Source organism: Streptomyces sp. NPDC057743 (genome assembly GCF_042798755.1).
Taxonomy (GTDB): Bacteria; Actinomycetota; Actinomycetes; order Streptomycetales; family Streptomycetaceae; genus Streptomyces.
Window position 1 is genome coordinate 1 of the sequence record NZ_JBHVJX010000040.1, and the last position, 14,732, is coordinate 14,732.

The following is a 14,732-nucleotide window of genomic DNA, read 5'->3' on the forward strand; positions in this document are numbered from 1 at the left end:
TACAGGGGCCGCCGCCCGGCACGCCGAGAGCACGCACCGACCACCGCCCGGCCCGCCCTCCGGGCGAACGACGGGAGTTTGACGACAGGACCTAGTGCGCTTGCCCCGCGCACGTGCCACCCCGTTGGCGTGGTGCTTGCCGGCCCCCGCGGCCGGCGGGTCGGTGGGGCGGAGGGGCGCACGGGCGGCGCGGCGACGCGCGGGGATGCGGAGCGTGCGGGCGGGGGTGGGCGCGCACGGGGCGGGCCGGTCGGGGCGGCCTCGGTGCGCCGGGCCGCTGCGCGCCGCGCGACCGGCCGCCGGCCGTCGGGCGACCTGCCAACTCCCGCCGAAACCCAGGCGGTTGCACCGCGTCGCGGGCCGTGCGCGGTGTGTGCGGCCCCCCGCCGCGCATATGCACCGACGCCGGCGTAGCCACGGGGGGTGACGGCCCGAAGTCGAACGGACGGGCGATTGTCGCCCGGTTCGGCACCCCGGGCACGAAGGGTGCGCCCCTACCCGCCGGGCCCGTGCGTCATGCGGAGGATTGCGTACCCCTTCCGACGTCGAGGGGGCGGGCCGCCCGTCGGAGGCGCTACCGCGCGCCCTGCCCATGCCGACGCGGCCCATGGTTGTCTCTTCCTCGTCGAATTCGACGCACGACAGAACGCACCGCAGAACGCACCACAGAACCGCACCACGGAACGCATCGCAGAAAACGCACCGGAGAAAAGTGCACCGCGGGAACCATCCGACGATCCCGAATCCCAGAAATCGCCGAAATCGCTGACACCTCTGCGCGCTCGCCGAAATACCGGCCCGACCGGAACCCCGGAACGAGCGACACATCAGTACGCACAGCACAAGCGACGGGAGCACGAAAATGGAAACTCAGCAGGTACCGGAGACGCAGGAATCGCCCGCGATGCAGGAATGCCGGGCAGCGGAAACCCGCGAACCGGCGGACCGGACCACCCGCGGCGAGGGACTGCGCGGCCGGGGGGCCCGGGGCGTCACCGCGGCCGCAGTCCTGCTGGCCGCCGGCGCGCTGGGCGCGGTCTCCGACGAGCCGGCCGAAGCCGCCAGCACCGGCACCTGGGACCGCCTGGCCCAGTGCGAAAGCGGCGGCAACTGGCGGATCGACACCGGTAACGGTTTCTCCGGAGGGCTCCAGTTCGGCCACTCGACCTGGCACTCCTTCGGTGGCGGCGCCTACGCGGCGCGTGCCTCCCGGGCGTCTCGGGCGCAGCAGATCCGGGTCGCCGAGCGGGTCCTGGCCCGCCAGGGCTGGCGCGCCTGGCCCGCCTGCTCGGCCTCGCTCGGGCTGCACGGCACCCCGCACGGCGGCCGTGTGCACACCCTGCCGGCCCCGGGCCACGCCGCGCCGAAGCACTCCCACAAGCGGCACCCGGTGCCCGCGGAAAAGACCCACAAGAAGCAGTTGCACCGGATTTCCGGCGACACCGTGACGGTCAATGTCGGGGACACCCTGAGCAGTATCGCGGTCGTCCACGGAAAGCCGTGGCAGGAAATCTACCGCAAGAACCTCCAGGTTATCGGCGAGGACCCGAACCTCATCTACCCGGGTACTCATCTGCAGGTCCACGTCTCCGGTACGGAGTGAGGAACGGCGGCTGATCGGCCTCCCTGGCCGTCCCTCGTCCGGTCGAATGCGCCGGGAATTCGACCGGACGAGGCGAGCGGTGAAACCGGAAGAGCCAACGGTATGCAGGGGGAAACGGGAAACGCCCCTCTGAGAAATCCGGAGGAATCCGGGGGGAATTCTCGGTTGCTCCGGGGGTTTCCGAGCCGGCCGTGAGGGGGGAGGGGCGGGCCGTCCGTGGCGCCGCGGACGGCCCACCCGACATCTGGTCCTCCATCCGGCCCTAGGCCCGCCGGACCCGTCGCCGGATTTCGTAGCCGGCCAGTACGACACCGAGCGTGAGCAGGCTCAGCCAGAACTGCGCCCGGCTGTCCGGCAGTACCGCCATCGCACCGATCACCAGCGCCATCAGCGCGATGGTCAGCCGGCTCAGCCACGGATAGCCCCACATCCGCAGGGTCAGCCGCTCCGGCTCGTCGCGTTCCAGCCGGCGTCGCATCCGCAGCTGCGCCACCGCGATCGCCAGATAGACGAACAGGGCAATGGCGCCATAGGAGTTGATGAGGAACTGGAAGACGACATCGGGCGAGACCCAGGCCGCGATCACCGACAGATAACCGACCGAGGTCCCGGCCAGCAGCGCCCGCCGTGGCACCCCGCTCGCACTGACCTTGGTGAAGCCGCGCGGCGCGTCCCCATTGCGGGTGAGCGCGAACAGCATCCGGGACGAGGTGTAGAGCGCGGAATTCAGGCAGGAGAGCACCGCGATCAGCACCAGCGCGTTCATCACCGTGCCGGCCGCGGGCACCGCCAGCCGGTCCAGCACCGCCGCGTACGGACTGACCTCTATCGCCTTCGAGGTCCAGGGCACCACCGCGACCACCAGGAAGATCGACAGCACATAGAACGCGACCACCCGCAGCACGATGGACCGGATGGCGGTGGCCACCGCCCGCTCCGGCTCCACCGATTCCGCCGCGGCGATGGTCACGATCTCCGCGCCGGTGAAGAAGCCGACGCACGGCACGACGGCGGCCAGCACCGCCCCGATGCCCTCCGGCACGAAGCCGCCGTGCGCGGTGAGCTGCGCCAGCCCGCCGGACGAGCCGGGCCACAGCCCGAGCACATACAGCGCGCCCAGGAACAGGAACACCACGATCGCCACGACCTTGATCGACGAGAACCAGTACTCGAACTCGCCGTAGGAGCGCGCCGACACCAGGTTCGTCGCCGTCAGCAGCGCCATCAGCACCAGGCTGACCGCCCACAGCGGGACGCCGGGCAGCCACAGCCGGATGATCCGGCCGCCGGCCACCGCCTCGACGGCGACCACGATCACGAAGAAGTACCAGTACAGCCAGCCCACCGCGAACCCCGCGCGGTGGCCGAGGGTCTCCCGCACATGCGCGTAGAACGAGCCCAGCGCCGGGCGGGCCACCGTCATCTCGGCCAGCATCCGCATGATCAGCACGGTGAGCACGCCGGCGGCCAGGAACGACAGCACCGCGGCCGGCCCCGCGGAGCGGACCACCACCCCGCTGCCGACGAACAACCCGGCCCCGATCACCCCGCCCAGCGCGATCAGTTGCATATGGCGGCGCTTGAGGCCCTGTTGGAGCCCCGTGCCGGCGGCCGCCGCGCCCGGATCCGCGGGGTCGCCGGGCCGCGGACTGGTATCCGGCGCGGCACCGCCGCCGGAGGCTGTGGTTCCCGTACTCATGGGGCGCGACGCTAACGCGCCAATCCTGCAGGAGTGTTGCGGCGGTGTTGCGGGCGCGTCGGCCGCCCACCGCGGACCGTCGCGCCCCGCGGATCACCGCGGCAGCGCGCAGACCGCCATCGGCGCCAAGAACGGCTCGCCCACCCGCACCAGCGTCCCGACCCGGGCGTCCACCGCGAACACCGTCACCGACCCGGACTTCTGGTTCGCGGCGAACAGCCACCGCTCATCCGGTGAGAAGGCGATCTGCCGGGGGAAGTCCCCACCCACCGGCACCGTGTCCAGCAGCCGCAGTCGGGCCCCGCCGGCCTCCACGGCGTAGCGGGTGAGGGTGTTGTCGCCGCGGTTGGCGAGGAAGGCGAACCGGCCGTTGCGGGTCACCAGGAACTGTGCCGGATAACTGACCCCGGGCCGGGTCCCGGTGGACTGCGGCGCACCGGGCACCAGCCGCCCGCTGGGCGGGTCGTAGCCGCAGACCACCGCGGTGTTGTCGACCTCGTTCGCCAGATACGCGAACGTCCCCGAGGGGTGGAAGGTCAGATGCCGGGGGCCGGCGCCGGGACGCAGCGTCGCGTACGACACCTGGGCCAGCGTCCCGGTTCGCGGGTCGAGCCGGTAGGTGTAGACGGTGTCGTTGCCCAGGTCCACGGCGAGCACATGGCGGCCGTCGGGGGCGGTGACGATCTGGTGCGCGTGCGGCCCGGTCTGCCCGGGGCCGGGCGGCGGGCTGCCGTGGACGACCAGGTCCGTGCGCGGCCCCAGCGCGCCGCCGGGGAGGACCGGGTGCACCGCCACGCTCCCGGACAGGTAGTTGGCGCTCAGCAGCCACCGCCCGCTGGGGTGCACCGACAGATGGCACGGGCCCGCCCCGCCGGTGGGCTGGGTGCCGAGCACCGTCGGCGCGCCACCGCCCGACGGCAGGGCGAGCGCCGTCACCGCGCCGTCCTCCTGCTCGTCGACCGCGTACAGCGTCCGGCCGTCCGGCGCCGGTGCCAGGTACGAGGGGTCGGCGACGCCCGGCACGACCCCGGTGGCGGTCAGGGCACCGGTGTGGGGGTCGTAGGCGGCCAGCCCGATACCGGTGCCGCCGCCCGGCTTGGAGGTGTACGTCCCCAGGAACAGCGGTCGTCCGCGTGGTGCGGCCCGCGCCGTCCGCGCGCCCCCGACGGAGAGGGCCACCGCCCCGACCGCCCCGACGAACCCCCGCCGCCCGATGCCACCCCGGACCTCGGCCGCCTCGCCCATACCCCACCTCCGGTGTAGTGCCGGTCAGCCTGACTCTGCCGCCCATCTCCCCGCAAGAGCACCTCACTTGACGCCTCATCAGTGGTACCGAACCCCGAGGGCCCCGTACATCCCGATGATGACCGCCACCCCCGCACGTAGCACTCCAGTCGTACGCCACAACCCATACGCGGACGGATTCGCCGGACCCCCCGCCTTCCGTACGTTTGCGATCAAGGCAAACGCTTGATCGAAAGGTCACGGATCGATGTACGGCAAGGCATTCGCCCCGGAGTACCAGGGCGAACTGGGCTCGGCGCTGAGCGTGAACTCCTCCTACGAGGAGGTACTGGCCACCGCGCACCGCACACTCGCCGCCGCGGACACCGCGCTGGAGCGGTCCAGGGCCCAACTGGCCGTCGCCGAGGCCAACCGGCGGCTGGGCCGAGTGGATGCGGCGGGCACCGCCTGGCGTGCCGCCTACCGCAGCGCCCGCACCGCCGGTGAACCGGCCGCGATGGCCTGGGCGTTGTGGAGCGGCGGCACCCTGGCCCGCCAGTGCGGCACCCTGCCGCTCGCCCGGCGACTGCTCGCCCACGCGGTGGCGCTGGCCGAGACCGGCGGCGACCGGCTGGCGCACGGCTACTCGCTGGCCGGGCTCGCCGAGACCGGCCGCATCCAGGGCGACTACGCCGCCGTCGCCGAGCTCCACGAGCAACTCCTCGCGCAGGCCCGGGAGCACGGCGAGGCCCGGCACATGGTCTGGGCGATGTCCGGCATAGCCCAGATGCACCGCAACACCGGCGACCACGACAGGGCCCTGGAGCTCTTCGAGGAGTCCGCCCGGATCGCCGCCGAGGCCGACGACTTCCGCGGCCGGGCCTGGTCGCTGCGCGGGGTGGCCGACGTGCTCTCGGTCCGCGGCGAACCGGACCGCGCGCTGGCCTTGCTCTCTGAGGCGGAGGCCATTTGCCGCACCATGGACCTCGCCGGCGCGCTCGCCTACAACCACAAGATGCGCGGCAACGTCCTCTACCGCGCCGGCCGTTACGCCGAGGCCCGCGACACCTACGCCCTCGCGCTGGACGAGTTCCGGGAGATGAGCGAGCCGCGCGGCGAGGCGCTCTCCCGGCTGGGCCTGACCAAGTCCCGCGCCCACCTGGGCCGCGACCCGATCGGCACGCTGGCCGAACTCGACGCCCTGGAGGGCGACTTCGCCCGCATCGGGCTCCGGCACGCCCGCGAGATGGTCATCGCCTTCCGGAAAGAGATGACCGCGACACCGGAGGCAGAAATTCCCGCTCCGCGGTCCGGTGCCACCACTCTCCGGTCTCCCGCAGTTCCCACCAGGTCGTGAAGCGGTAACGGAAGACCCGCGCCCGCACCCTGGCCGGCGGCAGGTCCGGGAACGGATTGCGGCGCAACAGCCCCACGGTGTCCCGGTCGTTCTCCAACAGCCGCGCCACCAGCGGCACGAACCACGGCCGGGCGTAGGCCGGCGACAGCGCCGCGAACCACATCAGCCAGTCCAACCGCAGGTGATAGGGGGCGAACTGGCGCGGCAGGCGGGCCGTTTCGCCGGGCTTGCCGTGGAACTCGTAGGCGTGCCAGGTCGTGCCGGGTCCGGAGACCGCGTCTGCCGTCCCTTCGAGGACGATCTCCCGGCGGACCCGGGTGATGCTGCCGAACGCCCCGTAGGAGTTGACCAGGTGCAGCGGCTCGTACGAGGTGTTCATCAACTGCCCCCGGGCCAGGAGGTTGCGCGCCGGGCGGTAGCTGAGCGCGGCGACGCCGACCGCGGCCGCGGTCACCAGTACCTCGAACCACGTCGGCGGGGCGCCCGGCGCCGCCGGGGGACCGGCCCACAGGGGAGCGGCGGCCGACATGGCCAGCGCGATGGTGATCCAGTTCAGCCAGGCGAAGTTGCCGGACAGCACCAGCCAGAGCTGGGTGACCGCCATCCCCAGCGCCGCCCACCCGGCCACCGGCTGCGGGGTGAACAACAGGACCGGCAGCACGAGTTGGGCGACGTGGTTGGCGGCGGTCTCGACCCGGTGCAGCGGCTTCGGCAGATGGTGGAAGAACCAGCTCAGCGGGCCCGGCATCGGCTGCGTCTCATGGTGGTAGTAGAGGCAGGTCAGATCCCGCCAGCAGCGGTCGCCGCGCATCTTGATCAGCCCGGCGCCGAACTCCACCCGGAACAACAGCCAGCGCAGCAGCCACATGAACAGCACCGGGGGAGCGGTGTCGGCGTTGCCGAGGAAGACCGCCAGCACCCCGGCCTCCAGCAGCAGCGTCTCCCATCCGAACCCGTACCAGGTCTGACCGACGTTGACGATGGACAGGTACATCGCCCACAGCACCACCCACAGCAGCATCGCCGCCCCCAGCGGCACCGCGTCCGCCGCCCCCGCCGCGACCGCCGCCGCCAACACCGCCCCGCCCCAGGCCCAGCCCGCGAAGAAGCGGTCCGAGTAGTAGAGCTGGAAGACCGAAGGGGACAGCCGGAACGGCACCCGCGCCGTGAACGCGGGGATCGGCAACAGTCCCCGGGTCCCTAACAGCGCCCGGAACTGCCGGGCCGCGGCGACGAACGCGACCACGTACAGCACCGCGAGCATCCGCTGGAAGACCAGCCGGCCGAGCCATGCACCAGGATCCGAGAACCATTCCACCCACCCATGGGTAGCACCGCGGCCAGCGGCGCACGGACCCGGCGCGCGGGGCGACGCCCTCGCGCATACGCACTACCTTTCCACGCTACGGACCCGCCCCGAGCCGGCAACCGGACGGCCCGGGAGCGCGGCGCGCGAGGGGGACCGTCGCCCGAACGGGTGAATGACGGAGCGTGTTCCGGCGCCCCGGCGCACCCCTTGGCGCCGGGCGGTGTTTCCGCCTTCCCGGGACGGGTGGTTATCGCCGAAAAAGTCGCGCGGTCCACGAGCGGCGCCGATACCCTGGAGGACGACGGACGACCCACCTGGGAGACGCCAACACCATTGGCCCGTCGCGGGAACGCCACGAACCCTGGCCGACCTCCCGGTCCGAGAACAAGGCGCCACCGCGTCGGAACCAATACCTCGAAGAAGGAGTGCGTGGTGGCAGTGCACAAGGCTCAACACAAGCAGCCCCCTTTGAAGCAGGGCGAGCGCCCCGGGCGAATCAAGGAAGTCCGCAATCTTGAGGCGTGGGACCGCTGTTCCCCGGTGCGCCTGGCCGGTTGCGAGGACGATCCCGTCGAACCACATATCGTCCGCGGCATCGACTGACGCAGAGCCCGGCCGCGGGCGCCCGCCGGCCCCGACCCCGCAAGTGGGTCGGGGCCGGTTTCCTCGGTGGTCAGGGCCGACGGCCGAGCAGACAGAGCAGCCGGGTCTGCGCGTCGGCGCCGACCGGGGGTTGCACCGGTGCGGCGAACAACCCGGAACCCTCCAACGCCCCGGCGTACGGCTCCACCTCGCGCAGCGCCGCGGCCACCAGCGACTCCGGCAGCCGCTCGTCGGCGCCGATCGCCCGCGACAGGTCCCAGGTGTGCACCACGGCATCGGCGGTCATCTGCGTGCAGTACGCGTCGGCCGGGGTGGTGCCGTAGGAGAGGTGGACCGAGCGGTGCAGGGCGCCCGGTTCGGCGAACGCCGCGACGGCCGCCGCCGCGGCGCGGTCCCAGGCGCCGACCGGGTCCTCGCCGAGCTGGTCGCCGTCGAAGTCCCCGTCCAGCGCGGCGATGGTGGACCCGTCGCGCACCAGGTGGGGCACCCAGAGCTGCTCCGCGGTCAGGTGGTTGACCAGATCGAACACCGACCACTGGGTGCACGGGGTGGGTGCCTCCCACTGGTCCTCGCGGACGGCGTGGACCCGCGCGCCGAAGAGCGCCAACGCCTCGCCGTGTGAGCGCAGGATGTCGTCGTTTCCCATGGCCCCGAGGATAGGAGCGGCCACCGACGGCGGCGCTCCGTGCCGGGCGATCGGAGCACCGCGCCGCGCGTGCGCCGGGGATGGCGCGGGGCGCTCTGGTGGGCGCCCGACCGCCCGCTGTTCAATGAGCCGGACCGGTGTGCGCCGGTCCTGGCCGCTCCCTCCTGGAGGCACCATGGAAGCCGTCGCACCGTCCACCGTCGGCGCCCCCGCCATCCGCTGCGCCGGGCACGAACGTGGCTATCCGGAGTTCCTCGACCGCGCCGCACGCATCGCAACGGGCCTGGCAGAGCTGGGAGTCGGGCCCGGCGACCGGGTCGCGGTGGTGCTCCGCAACGAGCCCGCGCACCTGGAGATCACCACCACCGCCGCCCTGCTCGGCGCCGCCGCCGTCCCGGTCAACTGGCACTTCCGCGCGGACGACCTGCGCCATGTGCTGACCGACAGCGGCAGCGCGGTGGTCTTCGCCCACACCGACCTGCTGCCCGCGGTGGCCGCCGTGCTGCCCGACGGCGTCCACGTCATCGAGGTCCCGGTGCCGACCGGCGTGGCCGCCGCCTGCGGGCTGGCCGTCCCGCCCGTCACCGGCCGGTACCCGCTGCTGGACGCCTGGTTGGCCGACCGACCCCCGCTGGACCGGCCCGCCGACGCCCGACCGCCCACCGTCATCTACAGCTCCGGAACGACCGGCCGCCCCAAGGGAGTTCTGCGCGAACCGGTCACCCAGGAACTGCTCACCGAGGCGGTCAGCGGCTTCCTCGAATACTTCGCGGTCGAGCCCGGCGGCCGGACCCTGATCCCCGCCCCCCTCTACCACGCCTCGCCCAGCCAGCACGCGGTCCTGGCGCTCGCCGCTGGCCTGGACATCACGTTGATGCCGCACTTCGACGCGGAGGAGTTCCTGCGGCTGGTCGAGCGGCACCGCATCGCCCAGACACAGGTGGTCCCCACCATGTTCGTCCGGCTGTTGCGGCTGCCCAAGGAGGTCCGCGAGCGCTACGACATCTCCTCGCTGACCTCCGTGGTGCACGCCGCCGCGCCCTGCCCGCCCCATATCAAACACGCCATGATCGACTGGCTGGGTCCGGTGCTTCGGGAGTACTACGGCGGCAGCGAGACCGGCGCGGTGACCTGGTGCGACAGCGCGGAGTGGCTGGCCCACCCCGGCACCGTGGGGCGCGCCCAGGGCACCTGCGAGGTCGCGGTCCTCGGGCCCGACGGGGCGGTGCTGCCGGCCGGCACCACCGGCGAGATCTACGTCCGGCCCGCCGACACCTGGCCCCGCTTCAGCTACCTCGGCGACGCGGAGAAACGCGCCGCCATGGAGGCACCGGGCCTGCCCGGTTTCGTCACCCTCGGCGACATCGGCCACCTCGACGAGGACGGCTACCTCTATCTCAGCGACCGCCGCAACGACATGGTGATCTCCGGCGGCGTCAACATCTACCCGGCGGAGATCGAGGGCTGCCTGCTCTCGCTCGAAGGCGTGCGGGACGCCGCGGTGTTCGGCATCCCGGACGAGGAGTTCGGCGAGGCCCTCGCCGCGCACCTGGAGACCGAGGCCGGGGTGCGGCTGACCGCCGCGGCCGTCCGCGACCACGTCGCCCGGCGGCTCGCCGCGTACAAGGTGCCGCGGACCGTGGTGTTCGAGCAGCGGCTGCCGCGGGACGAGTCCGGCAAGCTCTTCAAACGGCAGCTGCGGGACCCTTATTGGGAGGGGCACGGCCGCCGGATCTGAGCCCGGCGGCCGCGGCCGTGCGCGGCGCTCAGCCGGCCATCGCGTCCAGCAACGGGATCAACTGCTGTTCCTCGTAGGTCAGATGAGACTCCAGCTCGTCCGTCAGGCGCTCGACCTCGGCGCGGATCCCGCCGGGGGCGGCGGACGGCTCCGCCAGCGTCCGCCGCAGCTCGGCGAGGAGCGCCGCGATGCGCCGGTGCTCCTCGTCCAGCCGGTCCAGCACCGGGGCGAGCTCCGGCGACCGGCGGCGGAGCGCGGGGAACATCATGCGGTCCTCGCCGGCGTGGTGCTGGTCCAGGCCCTGGCACAGCGCCAGGCAGTTGACCCGCAGCTGGGCGCCGAGCAGCGATCCCGAGGCGGCCAACTCCCGCCGGATGGTGCGCAGTTCCCGTCGGAAGGCGTCATGCACCAGCGTCAGGGTGGCGCCGGGCGTGGCGCCGGCGAAGCGCGGCGGGCCGTTCTCGGCAGAGGTCAGCGCCACCACCGGGAGGGTGCGGTGGGTCTTCGCCTGGTAGGCGGCCCAGCCGGGGTCGGCCTCCACGGCGCGGGCGAAGAGCCGGTCGCGTTCGGCGCCGGTCAGAACCTCGGCCCGCGCCTCGTAGGCGAACACCCCGGTTTCCACGGTGACATGGGGGTGGGCGACGAGGTTGTGGTACCAGGCCGGGTGGTGCGGGGCGCCGCCGGCGGAGGCGATGACGAGGATCCGCTCGCCGTCGGGGAGGTAGCCGACCGGGGTGGTGTGCCGGGCGCCGCTGCGGGCGCCGGTGGTGGTCAGCAGGATCAGCCGGCCGTCCTCGAAGGGGCCGCCGACCCGGCCGGCGTTGGCCCGGAACGCGTCGATGACCTGTTGGTTGAAGTCATGGGGCATGAAGGGGTGTTCTCCCAAGGAAGGTGAGGCGCCCGGAGCGCGCGGGCAGGGCGGAGCGACCACGCGACGGCGGGGGTGCGGCGCGGCGGGGCGCGGCACGGCGGCGTCCATGGCATGGCGGCGTCCGCGGCAGGGCGCGGCGTCCGTGGCACGGAAGGAAGGAAACGCGCGCGAAGCGGCGGCGCGGCAGGAGGCCGGCGCGCGCGGCACAGGCGCGGAAGAGAAGCAGAAACAGGAGGGGTTGGGAGGCGGGGGCGGGGCTCTCACCCGCCGCGCGGTCACGGAGTGACCGGGTGCCTCACTCGCTCATGGCCCATGGCCGACCCGGTAGTCACGGCGCCCACGTTACGGGCACACGCGTGCGATGCGCAATCCGGCCGCCCGTGCGCCGGCGCACCACCGCCCCTTCCGCCGGCGCGAGTTGGCTGCCACGATGTCCCCCGCTCACCCAAGTGCAGAAACGCTGTTCGTGTACGTGAATATCCATCGCTTCCGTCCCGGAGGGGTGTTCATGGAACGCCGGCACGTCCCCACCGTTGCCGTACTGCGCCGGGTCGCCGACCACTGGATCGGCGCGCACCACGACCCCGGCGACAACCAATGGGCCCGGGCCACCTTCTTCTGCGGTCTGCTGGCCCTGCACCGCCTCACCCGCGAACCGCGCTACCTCGCCCACGCGCACGCCTGGGCCGAACGGCACGCCTACGGCCTGCGGGGCGGCCCCACCACCCGGCGCCCCGACGACCAGTGCGCCGGCCAGGTCTACCTCGACCTCTACGCCCTGGACCCGGCGCCCGACCCGGCGAAGCCGGCCGCCATCGAGCGGGCGGTGCGGGCGATGGCCGACACCGTGGAACAGCGGCACGACGACTGGTGGTGGGACGACGCGCTGCACATGGCGATGCCGTCGTTCGCCCGGCTCGGGGCGCTGCGCGAGGAGCCCGCCTACTGGGCCGCGATGCACGCCCTTTACAGCCACACCCGGAACACCGAGGGCGGGCCCGGACTGTACGACCCCGAAAGCGCCCTGTGGTACCGCGACAAGCGCTTCCTGCCCGGCGGGATCACCTCGCCGGGCGGCGGTCCGGTGCACTGGTCCCGCGGCAACGGATGGGTGGCCGCCGCGCACGCCAAGGTGCTGGCGGTGCTGCCCGACACCTTCGCACCGGCCGCGGGCTACCGCCGCACCCTCGCCGACCAACTGGCCGCGCTGCGCGCCGTGCAGCGCCCGGACGGCTTCTGGAACGTCAACCTCGCCGACCCCCGACACCTGCCAGGACCGGAGACCAGCGGCACCGCGCTGTTCGCCTACGCCGTCGCCGCCGCGATCCGGGCCGGCGTGGTGCCGCGCGAGGGCTATCTGCCGATGGCCGAGCGCGCCTGGGCCGGCATGGTGGCCACCGCCGTGCATCCCGACGGCTTCCTGGGCTACGTCCAAGGCATCGGTGACCGGCCGGAGTCGGGCCAGCCGATCACCTACGACTCCACCGCCGACTTCGGTGTGGGGGCCTTCCTGATGGCCGGCGCGGAGCTCGCCGCGCTCGGGGTGTGAGCGCGGCGAGCCGCCCGCCGTCCGCTACTTCTGCGGCAGCACCACCGCCTTGACGGCGTCCGGTTCGCGGGCTCCGGCGGTCAGCGCGCGCTCGGCGTCCGCGAGGCCGTAGCGGTGGGTGACCAGCCGGTCCAGGTCGACCGCGCCGGAGGTGACCAGGGCGAGCGCGGTCGGCCAGGTCCGGGCGTAGCGGAAGGTGCCGGTGACCTCCAACTCGTGGTTCTGGAGGTGGTCGAGCGGCAGGGTGACCTCCGCGCCGCCCATGCCCACCAGGACGACCCGGCCGGCCCGCGCCACCTGGCGGACCGCCTCGGTGGTCGCCGCGCCCGAGCCGGAGCACTCCAGCAGCACGTCGGGCGCGAAACCGGCCTCGGCCAGCGGCCGTTCGGCCACGTTGACCACCTGGGTGGCGCCCAACTCCCGGGCCAGCGCCAGGCGGTGCGGAGTGACGTCGCTGACGACGACCTCCTGGGCGCCGAAGGCCCGGGCGGTCTGGAGCGCCACCAGACCGATCGGGCCGGCGCCGGTCACCAGCACTCGGTCACCTGGGGCGACCCGCGCCTTGCGGCAGGCCCAGACGGCCACCGACAGCGGTTCCAGCAGCGCCGCGGCCTCGTCGGAGACGCCGTCCGGCACCGGGTGCACGAAGTCCTCGTGGGCCAGCACGTATTCGGCGAACGCCCCGTCGGCCTGCCCGGGGATGGCGTAGAAGTGCATCGCCGGGCAGAGGTTGTACCGGCCGGCGCGGCACTGCTCGCAGCGGCCGCAGCAGGTACCCGGCTCGATGGAGACCCTTCCCCCAGGGGCGCGCCGGGTCACCCCGGGGCCGGTCGCGGCGATCACGCCACTGGGTTCGTGGCCCAGGACCAGCGGCCCGTCCGCCCGGAAGCCGCCCAACTCGCCGTGCTCGTAGAAGTGCACGTCGGAGCCGCAGGTGCCGACGGCCAGGACGCGCACCAGGAGTTGGCCTGGGCCCGGTACGGGGACCGGGACCTCTTCGACGGCGAGTTGACGGGGGCCGCGCTGGACGGCGGCGCGCATGGTGGCCGGGATCGCCCGGCCCGCCGCGGCCGTCATGCCGCCGGTCCGCTCGGGACGATCTGCAGCTTGCGTCCGGTGCCCTTCTGGAAGGTCTCCAGGGCGGTGGCGTAGTCGTCGAGTCCGAACCGGTGGGTGATCATGGTCTCGCAGTCGATGACGCCCTTGCCGAGCAGCTCCACCGCCCGCCCGTAGCTGTGCAGGATCGCCATGCTGCCGACGATCCGGATCTCGTCGTTGTAGATCCGGAACGGCGAGAACCGCGCGGACTCCTGGTCGGGCGCGCAGCCGAACTGCTGGAAGGTGCCGCCGCGGGCCGGCCGGGTCAGCCCGTCCTCGATGGCCCGGACGTTGCCGGTGCAGTCGGTGACCACCTCCCAGCCGCGCGGGTGGGCGTCGGCCAGCGCGTCGGCGTTGGTGGCGACGGCGTCCGCGCCCAACTTCCGGGCCACTGCCAGCCGTTCCTCGTTGAGGTCCACCACCGAGACCGAGGCGGCGCCGGAGCGCTGGGCGACCTGGAGGTAGAGCAGGCCCATGGTGCCGGCGCCGTAGATCAGGAAGTTGTCGCCCAGTTTGGGGGCGACGATGTCGAAGCCGCGCACGATGGTCGAGAGCGGCTCGATCAGCGGGGCGTGCGCCAACGGCAGGCCCTCGGGGAGCCGGTAGCAGTTGCGGACCGGGACCGAGACGTACTCCGCGCAGGCGCCGTCGACGGTGATGCCGATGGTGCCCCAGCGCTCACAGAGGTTGCCGTGGCCGATGGAACAGTAGTGACAGGCGCCGCAGTAGAGGGCCGGGTCGGCCGCGACCGCGTCGCCCGCGGCGAAGTCGGTGACCCCGGCGCCCACCGCGACCACCTCACCGGCGAACTCGTGCCCGGGGACGACCGGATACCGGGTCGGCCCGAACTCGCCCGCCAACATGTGCACATCGGTTCCGCACAGGCCCGCCGCCGCGACCTTGACGACCACCTCGCCGGGTCCTGGCGTCGGATCCGGGACGGTGGTGACGCTGAGCCGGTGCGGTTCCTCGATGACTACTGCGCGCATGGACCGTGACCGCCTTTCGGGAGAGGGGCGTTGGGGAGCCGGGGAG

At 73.1% G+C, this 14,732-nt stretch carries 12 protein-coding genes; 5 read left to right on the top strand and 7 right to left on the bottom strand.

The features are described from left to right. The first annotated feature begins 862 nt into the window (after positions 1 to 862). A complete protein-coding gene (locus ACFVFQ_RS32290; protein WP_383422896.1) occupies positions 863 to 1,603 on the top strand; it encodes a transglycosylase family protein in 741 nt (246 codons plus the stop codon). Between the two features lie 262 nt (positions 1,604 to 1,865). Here the strand turns inward: ACFVFQ_RS32290 and ACFVFQ_RS32295 are convergent, their stop codons facing one another. Further along, the gene (locus tag ACFVFQ_RS32295; protein ID WP_383422898.1) at positions 1,866 to 3,302 is read right to left on the bottom strand and encodes an amino acid permease; all 1,437 of its coding nucleotides are present in this window, start codon (positions 3,300 to 3,302) and stop codon (positions 1,866 to 1,868) included. A gap of 93 nt (positions 3,303 to 3,395) precedes the next feature. Next, entirely contained in the window at positions 3,396 to 4,547 is a 1,152-nt protein-coding gene (locus ACFVFQ_RS32300) for a lactonase family protein (protein ID WP_383422900.1), read from the bottom strand. A 247-nt stretch (positions 4,548 to 4,794) separates the two neighbouring features. On the opposite strand from ACFVFQ_RS32300, the gene ACFVFQ_RS32305 reads away from it, so the two are divergent. Then, on the top strand, positions 4,795 to 5,883 hold the full coding sequence (locus ACFVFQ_RS32305) for a tetratricopeptide repeat protein (protein ID WP_383422902.1): 1,089 nt from the start codon (positions 4,795 to 4,797) through the stop codon (positions 5,881 to 5,883). On the opposite strand, the gene ACFVFQ_RS32310 is transcribed toward ACFVFQ_RS32305, so the two are convergent. Then, complete coding sequence (locus tag ACFVFQ_RS32310; RefSeq protein WP_383422904.1) at positions 5,777 to 7,201, bottom strand: lipase maturation factor family protein; 1,425 nt, start codon at positions 7,199 to 7,201, stop codon at positions 5,777 to 5,779. The two genes, ACFVFQ_RS32305 and ACFVFQ_RS32310, sit on opposite strands and share 107 nt — an antisense overlap. A 423-nt stretch (positions 7,202 to 7,624) precedes the next feature. Here ACFVFQ_RS32310 and ACFVFQ_RS32315 point away from each other — a divergent pair, with 423 nt between their 5' ends. After that, positions 7,625 to 7,795 (top strand): hypothetical protein, encoded by a 171-nt coding sequence (locus tag ACFVFQ_RS32315; RefSeq protein WP_383422906.1) that lies wholly within the window; start codon positions 7,625 to 7,627, stop codon positions 7,793 to 7,795. 70 nt (positions 7,796 to 7,865) lie between these two features. Here ACFVFQ_RS32315 and ACFVFQ_RS32320 read toward each other — a convergent pair whose 3' ends face one another. Beyond that, the gene (locus ACFVFQ_RS32320; RefSeq protein ID WP_383422908.1) at positions 7,866 to 8,441 is read right to left on the bottom strand and encodes a TIGR03086 family metal-binding protein; all 576 of its coding nucleotides are present in this window, start codon (positions 8,439 to 8,441) and stop codon (positions 7,866 to 7,868) included. A gap of 175 nt (positions 8,442 to 8,616) precedes the next feature. On the opposite strand from ACFVFQ_RS32320, the gene ACFVFQ_RS32325 reads away from it, so the two are divergent. Next, positions 8,617 to 10,179 (top strand): AMP-binding protein, encoded by a 1,563-nt coding sequence (locus ACFVFQ_RS32325; RefSeq protein ID WP_383422910.1) that lies wholly within the window; start codon positions 8,617 to 8,619, stop codon positions 10,177 to 10,179. Between the two features lie 28 nt (positions 10,180 to 10,207). Here ACFVFQ_RS32325 and ACFVFQ_RS32330 read toward each other — a convergent pair whose 3' ends face one another. Next, positions 10,208 to 11,047 carry a nitroreductase/quinone reductase family protein gene (locus ACFVFQ_RS32330; RefSeq protein ID WP_383422912.1) on the bottom strand — a complete coding sequence of 280 codons (840 nt, stop codon included), beginning with the start codon at positions 11,045 to 11,047 and terminating at the stop codon, positions 10,208 to 10,210. 511 nt (positions 11,048 to 11,558) lie between these two features. On the opposite strand from ACFVFQ_RS32330, the gene ACFVFQ_RS32335 reads away from it, so the two are divergent. Continuing rightward, entirely contained in the window at positions 11,559 to 12,599 is a 1,041-nt protein-coding gene (locus tag ACFVFQ_RS32335; protein WP_383422914.1) for a glycoside hydrolase family 88 protein, read from the top strand. A 24-nt stretch (positions 12,600 to 12,623) separates the two neighbouring features. Here the strand turns inward: ACFVFQ_RS32335 and ACFVFQ_RS32340 are convergent, their stop codons facing one another. Both ACFVFQ_RS32340 and ACFVFQ_RS32345 read right to left on the bottom strand, forming a co-directional pair. Next, positions 12,624 to 13,676, bottom strand: coding sequence for an NAD(P)-dependent alcohol dehydrogenase (locus tag ACFVFQ_RS32340; RefSeq protein WP_383422916.1), 1,053 nt, complete (start codon positions 13,674 to 13,676; stop codon positions 12,624 to 12,626). After that, positions 13,673 to 14,686 carry a zinc-dependent alcohol dehydrogenase family protein gene (locus tag ACFVFQ_RS32345; protein ID WP_383422918.1) on the bottom strand — a complete coding sequence of 338 codons (1,014 nt, stop codon included), beginning with the start codon at positions 14,684 to 14,686 and terminating at the stop codon, positions 13,673 to 13,675. Before ACFVFQ_RS32345 ends, ACFVFQ_RS32340 begins: the two co-directional genes overlap by 4 nt. Between the last annotated feature and the right edge of the window lie 46 nt (positions 14,687 to 14,732).